The following is a 12,058-nucleotide window of genomic DNA, read 5'->3' as shown; positions in this document are numbered from 1 at the left end:
TCGAGGTCTTCGTCCAGACCGCCGAGCGAACCGCCCTCTCATACCTCCTCAAGCCATTCACCGACCAAATGATGAAGGCATTCAGAGAGGAATAGGGGCAAGCGCTGGCGTGACAACACAACACGGCTGAGTTGACCGGACCCCGCCGGTTCGACGTCCCAAATTCCGTTTCGGGGACCGGTACGCTTCAAGCGCAAGAGCTGGTTGCTCTGTGCAGTCTCCATATCGCGTCTGTATATACTCCTATCGGGGTAGGGTCCGGCAGAGATTGGCGATTTTGCAACGGTGCGGCGAGTGCTATTATTAGAGAGCTCTAAGGAATAGTCTCGACAGGCTACGGCATTCTTCGGGTTTTGGGTATACGCGTTGCCGCTGTCTCCATTGGCGTAAAACTTCGATTTTACGAAACGTCGTCTCAACCATTTCTAACGGATGGAAATGGTGTTCTTCGAGATAGCGCATATTTACTTCTGAAACATAATTTGTAGGAAGTGACACTATCCAGTAGTGCGCTAACTTAACTATTACTTAAGTATTAACTTCAAAATTGCATTGCGATGGGCTAGGGTAGTACTTGCAACGGGAGGGACTGGCATGGCGATTTCAGTAGCGTTCGTCGATGATCATCCTATACTACTCGAGGGATTGGTCAGTCTTTACTCGAACAAGGAAGATTTGGCGATCGTCGGCAAGGGCGAAAATGCCGTCGATGCGCTAAAGCTGGTCGAAGAACTTGATCCTGATGTGGTCGTGGTCGACCTGAGCATGCCGGGCGATGCGATTGCCGCAATCGAGATCATGTTGCAGCGCTACAAGCGCACCCGGATCATCGTATTCACGGCCAGCTCGAGCATCGAGACGGCAATTCAGGTCCTGGGTCTGGGGGTTTCCGGTTACGTGTTGAAAGGTAGCTCTGCCTCCGATCTGCACGAGGCCATCCGAACCGTCTACTCCGGCAACACCTTCATCACACCAGGATTTGCCACCAAGGTGATCATGTCGATGAAGACCGAGGCGCTGCGCCGCAAGACGCAGGTGCATCTCCGGCTGAGCGCCCGCGAGGAGCAAATTGTCGGCTATCTGATGCGCGGCAACACCAACCGTGAAATCGCGACCGGTCTGGATATCAGCGAGAAGACGGTCAAGCATTACATGACGGTCCTCATGCAGAAGCTTGATGCGCGAAACCGGCTCGAGGTGGTCTTGGCCGCTCAAAAGCTCAGCATGGCGCACGAGGCTAGCGCTCCGGCCTACAACTGACCAGGTCAGTGATGGGGACAGCTATGCCGTCAGGCGGCGCGTCGACAGGATCTGCCGACGCTCCCACCACACAAGCGTAAGGCTGGAGGCGACGATCAGCACGGCTCCTGTCACGACATTTGTGGTCGGGACCTCCGACCAGATGAGATATCCATAGAGAAACGCCCAGACGAGGCCGCTGTATTCCATCGGCGCAAGCGTCGAGGCCGGCGCATGGCGGAAGCCCTCATAGAGGAGATACTGCCCTGCAGCAGCGACGAAGCCGAGCCCGATCATAAGCACCCACCCGAAAAGATCCGGCGTTTTCCATAACCAGGGCAGCATCGCCCCGCAGGCGACAACGAACAGAAAGCTTGTCGCCAACATCTGATTGAGCGTGCTTTCAGTGCGGCTGACCAGGCGGACGAGCACGGTGCTCCACGCCCAGCAGAAACCCGCGAAGATCACCATGGCCGCAGGCGCGAGGCTTGGCGCTTCAGCAGGATTGGCGGCAAGAAGAACGCCCGCGAAGCCTCCCATGCATGCCAGCCAGCGCATCGGTCCGACGTTTTCCTTAAGCACCAGGATGGACAGAAACACCACCATGATGGGGGCCGAGAAATACATCGTTGTAATCTCGGCAAGGCCGAGATGGCGCGCCGCCGAATAATAGGCCATCCAGGCGGCAAGCATCAGCCCTGCGCGCAGCAGCAGCGATTTCCGGTGCGGACTCTTCAGTATCGAGGGATGCCGCAGCCGGCGCACCAGGATGCCGGAAATCGCAACGATCATGATGCTGCGCATCAACAGGATCTGCGGAACGGCGTAGTCTGCGACCAGCCACTTCACGATGGCATCCTGTATGGCAAAAAGCGAATAGCCGGCGCAGGCAAGTGCAATGCCGAGGAGCGGGCTTGTGGATGGGTCGGAGGATCTTGATTGCATCGACTTGCGAGGGTACAGGGTGTGACTGACGGCGACGCCTATCAGGAAGCAGGCTGGGTTACAATTACGATATCTGACGTTGCAAAATCGCGCTTCACGGCATCGGACCACTTGGCCCAGCGTTTCAAGGCTTGGGCCCGGATACACCATATCCTGCGTGTGACCATCTGACACAAAGTTCCCTTTGGCCCTTGGCGGATGGCGAAATTTGCGATGTAACATGCGCTTCAGATTTTGAGAGTCAGGGTGACTTGAGATGACTGAGGGCAAGTCGCAGCTATACATCGCGACGTCATGGGCTCTTTGGCCATGGCTTTTTGTCGGGGGACTGGTCGGGGCCGGATGGGCCTTTTCGACAGGCGCTCCGTTGTTGTGGTTCAACGTGGTCTATCTCACGATCGTCGCCCTCATCGCCGGCTTCGAGCGGCTCATGCCCTATGAACGGCAATGGCTGAAGCGCGATGGCGAAGCCCTCAACGACATTGCCCACACCTTGCTCAGCAAAGGCGGCGTACAGATCGCAGCGGCGATCGGCGCATCGGCGCCAATGGCGGTTGCGACGGTGCTGCAACCGTCGCTGAGCTCTCCCCTGGCCATATGGCCGCATCAATGGCCCCTCGCCCTGCAGGTTGTGCTCGGATTGACGATCGCGGAATTCGGCCTCTACGTCGCCCATCGCGCCGCGCACGAAATTCTTTCCCTGTGGCGCTTCCATGCGCTCCATCACAGTGTCGAACGCCTGTGGGTCGTCAATACGGGCCGCTTTCATATCGTCGACTCGCTCTTCAAAATCGCGCTTAGCCAACTTCCGCTTTACCTGATGGGCGCTCCCTTACCGGTCTTTCTCTGGATCGGCGCGGTGACGGCGTTCATTGGCCTTCTGACCCACTGCAACATGGACGTGACCACTGGACCGCTAGACTGGGTCTTCAGCACGCCGCGCTTGCACCGCTGGCACCATTCGAAGGTGCTTGCCGAAGGAAATACGAACTACGGTGAGAACCTTGTCCTTTGGGATCAGATCTTCGGGACATACTTTAATCCGCCACGCAGACCGCCTGTGGACATCGGCATCAGTGGTCGCGTTGCCGAAGGATTTCTGGGGCAACTCGTCCAGCCGTTTTCGGCCAAGGGTTTCAGGCAGATATTGGGTCGTCGGCACGACCGGCCAGTCCCTGTCATGACTGCAAACGAGCAGCAGAGCCACAGTGAGGTTGGTAACGCGCCCTGATGGTTCCGGAGGGAGCGATGGTGGCGATGCTGCAGACGGCGGCAGTCTCGACTGCGCGCCATCTGTAGAGGTCTTACTGTTGATGTAGACAAAAACGAGCAGAAAAAGAGCTATTCGGCTGCGGTGCTCCAACGACCGTCGTTCTGGAACATGTCGTTGAGCTTGTAGGCGACTTCCGTCCGGTTGGTTGCCTTGAGCTTCTTCATGATGTTCCGGATGTGGACCTTCACCGTGCTCTCGCGCAGATTGAGTTCATAGGCGATGATCTTGTTCGCCTTGCCCTTGCGAAGCGCCTGCACGACCTCGGCTTGTCTCAGCGTAAAGATGCGCGTGAGCTCCTTCGGCCGCTGTGGTTCCGGCATCTTCTCGACACTCGCTGTGGCGACCGGCGCAGAAAACGCGTGACCGGCGAGAATGAAGGTGCCACCTGCGATCGCCAGGGCGATGGCCTCGACACATACCTCGATGCCGACTGAAGTCGGAATGAAGCCGCGTGCGCCGTACTCGAGCATTTTCAAGGTCTGGCTAAGGTCGTCACCATCGGCCAGAATGACCACCGGAGCCGGTGCCACTTCTTCGGTAATGTTTGCGATTTCTTCGGACAGTGCGGCGTCATTTGCCTTGCGCCCGGCGATATTGAGAAGTACAGCGCCAACGGGCCGGCAATGGTCCTTCTTCCTCCGCCAATCCGCGATCGAGCCAACGGCGACAGCGGCCATGCCCAGTCCATTCGCCATCAATGTCGTCGCAAGGCATTCACGCTCGAGTGTCCTTGCGTCGATGATCAGCAGGCACTTGTCGTCCTGCGCACCGGCTGACATTGCCGTTGTGGGCCGAATGCCACTCAATGCTATTCTCCCATTCTCAAATTCCGGGTGTACGTAATTCATACTAGCCTCATACCCCTAGATGCGCGACATGGTTCGCAGCAAGTATTGAAATACTTGAACGGCAGTTACATGAACGCTTTGATGATCCCCAATAGTCAGTCTAAAAGTAGAAACTTGCCTCCAGCGCTATCACGGAACTGTGAATGCCGCATTTCTACTTTATTAAGAAACTACATACTCATTTACTAATACGCAATACAAAAATATTTCCAAAGGTTAACGGCAAAAATTCCAACAAATAAATTTCTACCTAGCAAGAGGTAATTCTGAAATTGCATTTCACTATACTCCCGCAATAGCAGTCTACGCCGAACGGCTAGGTAATCAACAGGAATAAAATTTCTGAAAAATGTTACGAGATCGTCCGCGAAGACATGAAGTTACGCCTAAAAATCGCGTTTTAAACACACCTATGCTTTCAGTTGCGGTCGAACTTTCTGCAAAGAACGAAGTTGTTTCCGGATATACAGCAGTCGGTCGACTCATTATTGACCATAGGTCACCGCTTCCAGCGGCATCAAGGTCCGGCAGTCCATCCCTCGTCGTGAGGCTTTTCTTGCATCGAAGTATTGTTTTCTCGCAGGAATGAAATGCCAAAGTCCTGGTAGGGAGATGGATCAGCGCACGAATCCCGTTAGAAGGTCAACCGGTCGGGCCGCCGGGTGCGGTGTTCGACCGGCACATTTGGGAGGAGACTGACATGGCGCAACTTCATTTCGCGCTCAATCACATGGTGGCGCCACAACTTTCTGTCCAGGATTTCTTTGGGCTCGCAACGTCGCTCGATGTCGATGCCGTCGAGATCCGCAATGACCTTGCCGGCAACGCCATTCTTGACGGCACGTCGCCAGACGCCGTTGCGAAGGCTGCGCGGGAGCATCGGCTGACGATCCTGTCGATCAACGCGCTGCAACGGTTCAACGACTGGAGCCTCGAGCGCAAGGACGAGGCGAAGGACCTGATCGGTTATGCCAGGGACTGCGGCGCCAGGGCACTGGTGCTCGTCCCGAAGAACGACGGAACCGGGCGGGCCGACGGCGAGCGCCAGGAGAATCTGCGCCGGTCGCTGATCGAATTGAAACCATTGCTTGATGCGGCTGAGATCATCGGGCTGGTCGAGCCGCTGGGTTTCGAGATTTGCTCACTCCGGTCAAAGGCGGAGGCGGCTGCTGTGATCGATGCGCTCGAGGCGCGATCGACGTTCCGGCTGGTCCATGACACGTTCCACCATCATCTCGCCGGCGAGGACAGGCTGTTTGCAGAGCTGACAGGCCTGGTGCACATTTCCGGCGTCATTGACCCCTCTGTTTCGCGGTCAGACATGCGCGATCCGCACCGTGTCCTGGTGGACGGGGAAGACCGGCTGGACAATCTGGGACAGATCAAGGCCCTGCTTGCAGCCGGCTACCAGGGACGATTTTCGTTCGAGCCCTTCGCGGCTGAAGTTCACGGGCTCGAGGACCCGTCGAGCTCGCTTCGCGCCAGCATGGACTTCCTCTCGTCGAGCGTTTGACGAGAGCCCCTCCCCTACTCCCGACCGCGAAAGCGCCTTTGATACGAGACGTCATAGAGCGCGCTTTCGCGGAAGTCAGTGATGTCGAGCGACGGACCGACGAAAATGATCGCCGTGCGTTCGACCGGGGTTTCAGCAAACTTTGCCTCGATGTCGCCGAGCGTGCCGCGGATGACCATTTCGTCGGGCCAGGATGCCTTGGCGACAATGGCGACGGGACAGGCGGCGCCATAAATCGGGGTCAGCTCTTTCACAACGCGATCAAGCGCGTGAATGGCGAGATGGATTGCGAGCGTGGCCCCGGTCGCCCCGAACTTCTCAAGGGTTTCTCCGGCCGGCATTGGCGATGCGCGTCCGGAGACGCGCGTCAGCACGAGGCTTTGCGCCAATGCCGGGATCGTCAGTTCTCGACCAAGTGTGGCGGCCGCGGCTGCAAAGGAAGGAACGCCCGGCGTCATTGTATAGTCGATCTCGTGTCTCTGCAGCCGACGGATCTGCTCGGCAACAGCACTCCATACGGATAGATCTCCCGAGTGCAGCCGAGCCACATCGTGGCCGGCCGCCGAGGCGGCAACGTACTCCGCTTCTATTTCATCCAGCGACATAGGCGCGGTATCGATGATGCGGGCGTCCGGCGGGCAATATTGCAGCAGCTCGGGCGAGACGATCGAACCGGCATAGAGACAGACCGCGCAGGATGCGATGAGATCGCGACCACGGACCGTGATCAGGTCGGCGGCGCCCGGTCCAGCGCCAATAAAATGAACCGTCATCTCTTTTTCCTTACTACTTTGTCCAGCGCCACTGCGTGACGGGCATGGCGGGCCGCCAGCCGTTCATTTCGCCGATCGGCGCTACGCGCGCGATATCGATCCGCGTCAGGCAACCGCCATGTTGCCCGTGGAGTGAAAGAAGCAGTGCCTCCATCTCCAGGGTGACCGCGTTGGCGACAAGCCGGCCGCCGGGTTTCAGAGCGCCGATCGCGGTCTCCATGACACCGGCCCCACTCCCTCCGCCGCCGACGAAAATCGCATCGGGTTCCGGCAGGCCCCCAAGCGCCACAGGTGCTGCGCCTTCGACGATCGACAGTCCCGGAACGCCGAAGGCAAGCGCATTGCGCGCAACCCTTGCCGCCCGTTCGGCAGACTGCTCGATAGCGATTGCCCGCAGCGACGGGTTGGCGAGCATCCACTCGATGCCGATCGAACCGGACCCTGCGCCAACGTCCCAAAGCAATTCGCCATGCCGTGGGGCAAGTGCTGACAGCGTGAGGGCCCGTACCTCCTTTTTGGTGATCTGGCCATCATGCTCGAAAAGGCTGTCGTCGAGACCAGGCGTGAAGGCAAGCTGCCGGGCCCCCTCCCCTGCCACCACCTCGATGGCACAGACGTTCAACGGGTTGACGTCAGAAAGATCGAAATCGTCGGCAATCACGCTCCGCTGCCGTTCATGCTGTCCACCAATCGCCTCGAGAAGATGAAGCCGCGACAGGCCGAAACCAAGATCGCGCAGCATCTTGGCCAGGCGGAGCGGCGTCTCGCCATCAGAGGTCAATGCGATGATCCGTCTGTCGTGATGGAGATGCGGCAAAAGCAGCTCCAAAGGGCGTCCATGCAGGGAAAGGCATGTGGCCCCCTGCAGCGGCCATCCGAGGCGGGCGGCAGCGAGGCTGAATGAGGACGGTGCGGGAATGGTTCGGATCTCGCCGGCGCCGATCGATCGGGACAGGGTTGCCCCTATCCCGTAAAGAAACGGATCTCCGGAGCCGAGGACGACAACTGGCATTCCACGGCGCGCGATGACCGCCTCGATTGACCGTTGGAATGGACTTTCCCAGGCCAGCTTAGTGCCGTTGATGATTGGCGAAGCCAGTTCAAGATGCCGTGTGCCGCCGAAGACGATGGTCGCAGCTGATATCAGCGTCTTTGCTTCGTCACCGAGCCCGGCTGGACCATCCTCGCCGATACCGATAATAGTCAGCCAGCGTTCAGCCGGAGCAAAAGACACGTCAGACATGGAAAAGGCCCGTATCCTGATACTGGGTGGCACGGGGGATGCGCGGATCCTGGCGCAGGCGCTTGCCGCGACCGGAGCATACGAGATTTTGCTGTCCTTGGCTGGCCGTACCGAGAAACCGGTGAGTCAGGCCGTACCTGTCCGCATGGGTGGCTTTGGTGGCGCGGAAGGATTGGCCAGCTTTCTCGCCACAGGTAAGTTTGATCTTTTGATCGACGCAACGCACCCCTTCGCCACGCGGATATCGAAGAACGCCGGTGAGGCGTCCAAGGCGGCCGGCATACCCGCTCTCGCTTTGCGTCGGCCGGAATGGAGCGAGGAACTCGACGACCGGTGGACACATGTTGCGTCTATCGCAGACGCGATCGATGCGCTTGGCCCCTCCCCTCGCCGTGCCTTTCTGGCTATTGGTCGCCAGGAGGCGCAGTTGGCGGAAGCAAAGCCCCATCATTTCTATCTCGTGAGAAGTGTCGATCCCGTTGATCCGCCGCTCGCCCTGCCTGCTGTCGAGCTGATCCTCGATCGCGGCCCCTACGTGGTGGAGGACGAGGTAGCGCTTCTGAAGGCCAACCGTATTGATGCGGTTGTCACCAAGAACAGCGGGGGATCGGCGACATACGCCAAGATCGTCGCCGCCCGTGCGCTCGGCATCGAGGTCATCATGGTCAGGCGGGCTGAGAGCGCTGACATGCAGGCGCTTGCCACGGTGGAACTGATGCTCTCGGCGGTCGATCACCTCTTTGCTCCTTCCAGGAAGCGGGGTGTGTAGACGAGATCCGGTCTGCCGTTGCGGGCGATGACACGGGTCTCCTGCGAGCCGATGATCACGCAGGTCGCCATGTCGGCGATGTCGGCGTTAGCGTCCTGAAGCGGTTGAACGGTGATGCTTTCATCGGGCCTGCCAGCTGCCCTTCCGAAAATCACCGGTGTCGTCGGCGGCAGGATGGGGCGGAGGAGCTCGAGCGCCCGGCCGAGCTGCCAAGGACGGGCTTTGCTAATCGGATTGTAGAGAGCGATGACGAAGCCTGCCCGCGCCACCGTTTCAAGCCTATTTTCTATTATATTCCAAGGCTTTAGATTATCAGACAGGGAGATCGCGCAAAAGTCGTGGCCAAGCGGCGCGCCGACGCGCGCGGCGACCGCTAGCATGGCTGTGATGCCCGGCAGGATGACAAGATCGATGTCGCGCCAGCTGGCCGGCCCATTGTCGACAGCCTCACAGACGGCGGCAGCCATTGCAAACACGCCGGGATCGCCGCCTGACACGACGCAGACGTTGGCGCCGTCGGCAGCGGCCTTCAGGGCCTCGGTGGCGCGGTCAAGTTCCTGACGATTGTCCGATGCGCGCCGACGCTGGTCCGGCCTCAGTTCAAGTCGATCGAGATAGGGACCATAGCCATAGAAATCCGTTGCCTCCGAAACGGCAGCGCGCGATTCCGGTGTCATCTGCTCGGGGTTGCCCGGGCCCGTGCCGATTACGAAAAGCTTGCCCGTCATCGCCGTGCTTCCCAACCCGGCACCAGCACCAGCGAAAAATACGGCGCTTCGCCGTCGGGCCGGTCTGCCAGTTTCGTCATTGCCGCATTGGCCATCGTCCCGCGTTCAACGTAGACCGCGTCCGGAAGGCGCCCGGACGCCTCCAACGCACGGCGGATCTTCGGAAGGTTCCGTCCGACCTTCATGATCACCGCCGCCTGGGTGTCAGAAAGCCTGCGCCGCAGCTCCCCCTCCTCCATTGTACCAGGCAGTACGGATAGCACGTCGTCCCCCTGCACGATCGGCAGGCCGGCAAGCGACCAGCATCCGGACATGGCGCTGATGCCGGGTATGACCTCTGTCGGGTAGCGGCTCGCGAGGCGGACGTGGAGATGCATGTAGGAGCCGTAAAACAGCGGGTCGCCCTCGCTAAGGACGGCAACGGTCCGACCGACGTCGAGATGATCGGCGACCGCGGCGGCCGACTCGTCATAGAAGGACGTGATCTGGTTGCGGTAGGACTCGTGCGAGGTCTCGATCTCGGTCGTGACCGGATAATAGAGAGGCAGCAGGATCTTGTCGCCAAGCAGGTGCTCGACGATGGCCTTGCCGTTGCCGCCCCTGCCCCGCTTGGCAAAATAGGCAACGACCTTGGCGGCATCGATCGCCTTGATGGCCTTGACGGTCAGAAGTTCGGGATCTCCCGGTCCGGTTCCGACACCGATGAGACGGCCAGTACCGGTCATAGGCCAGGCCTCGCCAGAGCGTTGATGGCAGCGGCAGTCATGGCGCTGCCGCCGAGGCGACCACGTACGATTGCAAAGGGCACGCCGTAGGCGTTATCGGCAAGTGCATCCTTCGATTCCGCGGCACCGACAAAACCAACGGGCATGCCGATGATCGCAGCCGGCTTAGGCGCGCCGTCTCGCAGCAATTCGAGGAGGTGGAACAGGGCCGTTGGAGCATTGCCGATCGCCACAACGCTGCCTGCGAGGCGGTCCAGCCAGAGGTGGAGTGCGGCGGCTGAACGCGTGTTACCGGTCTGGTTCGCAAGGCCTGGCGTTCGTGGATCATGCAATGTGCAGATCACATCGTTGTGGGCGGGCAGGCGGGTGCGGGTGATGCCATGGGCAACCATTTCGGCGTCGCAAAAGATCGGCGCCCCGTCCTGAAGGGCCATGCGTGCAGCCTTTACCACGCCAGGCGAGAACAGGAAGCTGTCGGCAGCCTGGACAAGGCCGCATGCGTGAATCATGCGAACGGCAACATCGGCCTCCTCTGTCGAGAACCGCGACAGGTCGGCTTCACTGCGAATGATTGCGAATGATCGCTCGTAGATGGTGTCGCCACTCTTAATGTAGTCGTAGTCTGGCATGTCTATTCCTGTCGCAACGCCCGGATGACGGCAGCCTTTCCTGCCCTTGAAAGGCAGGACCTAGCCGATTCGCCAGCACGTCTCTCGTTTTTGATGAAGCGAGCGATGTTCTCTATAGCGGATTCGGCGCCGCCGCTAGCGATCTGTGCGTCCGGGGCGTCGAGCGGGGTGCCATCAAGCATCAGGCGATAGCCGTCTTCGGAGCCGACAAGGGTGAGGGCGCGCGAACGAAGGGCGCATCCTTTGGCGCAGCCGGAGAAATGGACGACCATGGAGCCATCGAGGAGATCGGCCGACGTCGCAACGATCGCTTCGGCGAGCGTCCTTGTACTGTAATGGCCGCAGGCGCAGGCGCCGGCACCCGCGCAAGCAGCAATGTGGGAGGAGGGGTCATGGCTGTCGGCAGAAAGACCGTGATCTGCAGCGGAGCCGGCAATCGCCAGGGCTGCGTCAGCCCGAAGGCCGGTGAGGAGCAGGACCCGACCGGGGGCGAGCCTGACCTCGCCGGCACCGATCGCCTCCGCACGGCTAAAGAAGGCAAGCAGCTGATCGGCCCGGATCTGTCCAAAGCGTGGCCTGAGACCGACAGCGAGCGACCCGTCGGCAAGCGGAAAGCAGCCTGTCAGGGATATGTCGGATCTATCCCGGTCGACAAGATGCTGGGCAGGCATCAACGGGAACATCGACTGAAGCGTCAGCCGTGGAATGTCGCGACATCGCCTGTGGCGACCAAGAGAGATCAGCAGGTCAAGAAGATCGGCGACAGCACGCACGCAGGCCTCGGCATCGCCTGTCAGAAGCGGGATCGCGGTCTTGCCATTGCCGTCGATGGCAAGTTGCCAGTTGTCCGGCGAGACTGCCATAATCCTGATATCGGCGAACAGGGGTGAGATCCCGTCGCCACCGCCGCCGTCGAGCAGAACAGAGAGTTTCGGGGCGATTAGGGGTGAGGCGAGCTGCGCAGAAAGCCTTGCCCTCAGCATCGTCTCGACCGGAGCGGGATTTCCGATTTCTTGTGGCGCGAGCCCATGAAGTGGCGACAGCTCGATCGCCGGACCACCGGGGATCAGAAGGCCCGCAGCTTCGGCCTCGTTTGCAAATTGGGTGGCGGTTTCCCCGCGAAGGCCGCGCACCTGCAGGCTGCCGCGTGAGGTGATTTCCAGAAGACCGTTTCCAAGGCGTTCAGCCGCTTCGGCCAGGAGCGAGAACTGCCTCAACGAAAGGGTTCCTGCAACTGGCCTCAAACGAGCGAGCAGACCATCGCCGGTTTGCATCGGCTCGAAAAGCGTGGGGCAGGCGCCGCGCCGGATCCCATGCGGGTGCGCATTCCCGGGGCTTTCTTCCTCCAGCTGTCGGTGCGTCGTCATCATCAT

Annotated in this window: 12 protein-coding genes; 4 read left to right on the top strand and 8 right to left on the bottom strand. The window is 59.8% G+C overall.

Going from position 1 to position 12,058, the window contains the following annotated elements; genetic code table 11:
• Positions 1 to 594 precede the first annotated feature (594 nt).
• Positions 595 to 1,260, top strand: a complete 666-nt coding sequence (locus FHT76_RS35640) for a response regulator transcription factor (protein ID WP_183756560.1) — start codon at positions 595 to 597, stop codon at positions 1,258 to 1,260.
• A gap of 21 nt (positions 1,261 to 1,281) precedes the next feature.
• Here the strand turns inward: FHT76_RS35640 and FHT76_RS35635 are convergent, their stop codons facing one another.
• Positions 1,282 to 2,184 carry a DMT family transporter gene (locus FHT76_RS35635; RefSeq protein WP_259130746.1) on the bottom strand — a complete coding sequence of 301 codons (903 nt, stop codon included), beginning with the start codon at positions 2,182 to 2,184 and terminating at the stop codon, positions 1,282 to 1,284.
• A 256-nt stretch (positions 2,185 to 2,440) separates the two neighbouring features.
• Between FHT76_RS35635 and FHT76_RS35630 the strand changes: the two genes are divergently transcribed.
• Positions 2,441 to 3,415, top strand: a complete 975-nt coding sequence (locus tag FHT76_RS35630; RefSeq protein ID WP_183864835.1) for a sterol desaturase family protein — start codon at positions 2,441 to 2,443, stop codon at positions 3,413 to 3,415.
• Between the two features lie 110 nt (positions 3,416 to 3,525).
• Here FHT76_RS35630 and FHT76_RS35625 read toward each other — a convergent pair whose 3' ends face one another.
• On the bottom strand, positions 3,526 to 4,305 hold the full coding sequence (locus tag FHT76_RS35625; protein WP_183756557.1) for a response regulator transcription factor: 780 nt from the start codon (positions 4,303 to 4,305) through the stop codon (positions 3,526 to 3,528).
• Between the two features lie 700 nt (positions 4,306 to 5,005).
• Between FHT76_RS35625 and FHT76_RS35620 the strand changes: the two genes are divergently transcribed.
• Complete coding sequence (locus FHT76_RS35620) at positions 5,006 to 5,818, top strand: TIM barrel protein (protein ID WP_183756556.1); 813 nt, start codon at positions 5,006 to 5,008, stop codon at positions 5,816 to 5,818.
• Positions 5,819 to 5,832: 14 nt separating this feature from the next.
• Here the strand turns inward: FHT76_RS35620 and cobM are convergent, their stop codons facing one another.
• Entirely contained in the window at positions 5,833 to 6,591 is a 759-nt protein-coding gene (gene cobM / locus FHT76_RS35615) for a precorrin-4 C(11)-methyltransferase (protein ID WP_183756555.1), read from the bottom strand.
• A gap of 13 nt (positions 6,592 to 6,604) precedes the next feature.
• Positions 6,605 to 7,834, bottom strand: a complete 1,230-nt coding sequence (gene cbiE / locus FHT76_RS35610) for a precorrin-6y C5,15-methyltransferase (decarboxylating) subunit CbiE (protein WP_183864832.1) — start codon at positions 7,832 to 7,834, stop codon at positions 6,605 to 6,607.
• Here cbiE and FHT76_RS35605 point away from each other — a divergent pair.
• Positions 7,833 to 8,603, top strand: coding sequence for a cobalt-precorrin-6A reductase (locus FHT76_RS35605; RefSeq protein WP_183756553.1), 771 nt, complete (start codon positions 7,833 to 7,835; stop codon positions 8,601 to 8,603). The two genes, cbiE and FHT76_RS35605, sit on opposite strands and share 2 nt — an antisense overlap.
• Here FHT76_RS35605 and FHT76_RS35600 read toward each other — a convergent pair.
• The 4 genes from FHT76_RS35600 to cobG are packed head-to-tail and all read right to left on the bottom strand — an operon-like array spanning position 8,567 to position 12,052.
• Positions 8,567 to 9,331, bottom strand: coding sequence for a precorrin-3B C(17)-methyltransferase (locus tag FHT76_RS35600; RefSeq protein ID WP_183756552.1), 765 nt, complete (start codon positions 9,329 to 9,331; stop codon positions 8,567 to 8,569). The genes FHT76_RS35605 and FHT76_RS35600 overlap by 37 nt on opposite strands.
• Positions 9,328 to 10,056 (bottom strand): precorrin-2 C(20)-methyltransferase, encoded by a 729-nt coding sequence (locus FHT76_RS35595; protein ID WP_183756551.1) that lies wholly within the window; start codon positions 10,054 to 10,056, stop codon positions 9,328 to 9,330. Before FHT76_RS35595 ends, FHT76_RS35600 begins: the two co-directional genes overlap by 4 nt.
• Complete coding sequence (locus FHT76_RS35590; RefSeq protein WP_183756550.1) at positions 10,053 to 10,685, bottom strand: precorrin-8X methylmutase; 633 nt, start codon at positions 10,683 to 10,685, stop codon at positions 10,053 to 10,055. The genes FHT76_RS35595 and FHT76_RS35590 overlap by 4 nt, the downstream gene beginning before the upstream one ends.
• Positions 10,686 to 10,687: 2 nt before the next feature.
• Entirely contained in the window at positions 10,688 to 12,052 is a 1,365-nt protein-coding gene (cobG, locus tag FHT76_RS35585) for a precorrin-3B synthase (RefSeq protein WP_246719942.1), read from the bottom strand.
• Positions 12,053 to 12,058: the final 6 nt, after the last annotated feature.

Source organism: Rhizobium sp. BK176, from assembly GCF_024808055.1.
Note: the sequence above shows the minus strand (reverse complement) of the source record. Positions and strands in the feature narration are given on the sequence as shown.

Bases quoted from the DNA above. Each gene is read 5' to 3' on its own strand.
- FHT76_RS35640 (WP_183756560.1), top strand. From the start codon at position 595: ATGGCGATTTCAGTAGCGTTCGTCGATGATCATCCTATACTACTCGAG.
- FHT76_RS35635 (WP_259130746.1), bottom strand. From the start codon at position 2,184: ATGCAATCAAGATCCTCCGACCCATCCACAAGCCCGCTCCTCGGCATT.
- FHT76_RS35630 (WP_183864835.1), top strand. From the start codon at position 2,441: ATGACTGAGGGCAAGTCGCAGCTATACATCGCGACGTCATGGGCTCTT.
- FHT76_RS35625 (WP_183756557.1), bottom strand. From the start codon at position 4,305: ATGAATTACGTACACCCGGAATTTGAGAATGGGAGAATAGCATTGAGT.
- FHT76_RS35620 (WP_183756556.1), top strand. From the start codon at position 5,006: ATGGCGCAACTTCATTTCGCGCTCAATCACATGGTGGCGCCACAACTT.
- cobM (WP_183756555.1), bottom strand. From the start codon at position 6,591: ATGACGGTTCATTTTATTGGCGCTGGACCGGGCGCCGCCGACCTGATC.
- FHT76_RS35605 (WP_183756553.1), top strand. From the start codon at position 7,833: ATGGAAAAGGCCCGTATCCTGATACTGGGTGGCACGGGGGATGCGCGG.
- cbiE (WP_183864832.1), bottom strand. From the start codon at position 7,834: ATGTCTGACGTGTCTTTTGCTCCGGCTGAACGCTGGCTGACTATTATC.
- FHT76_RS35600 (WP_183756552.1), bottom strand. From the start codon at position 9,331: ATGACGGGCAAGCTTTTCGTAATCGGCACGGGCCCGGGCAACCCCGAG.
- FHT76_RS35595 (WP_183756551.1), bottom strand. From the start codon at position 10,056: ATGACCGGTACTGGCCGTCTCATCGGTGTCGGAACCGGACCGGGAGAT.
- FHT76_RS35590 (WP_183756550.1), bottom strand. From the start codon at position 10,685: ATGCCAGACTACGACTACATTAAGAGTGGCGACACCATCTACGAGCGA.
- cobG (WP_246719942.1), bottom strand. From the start codon at position 12,052: ATGACGACGCACCGACAGCTGGAGGAAGAAAGCCCCGGGAATGCGCAC.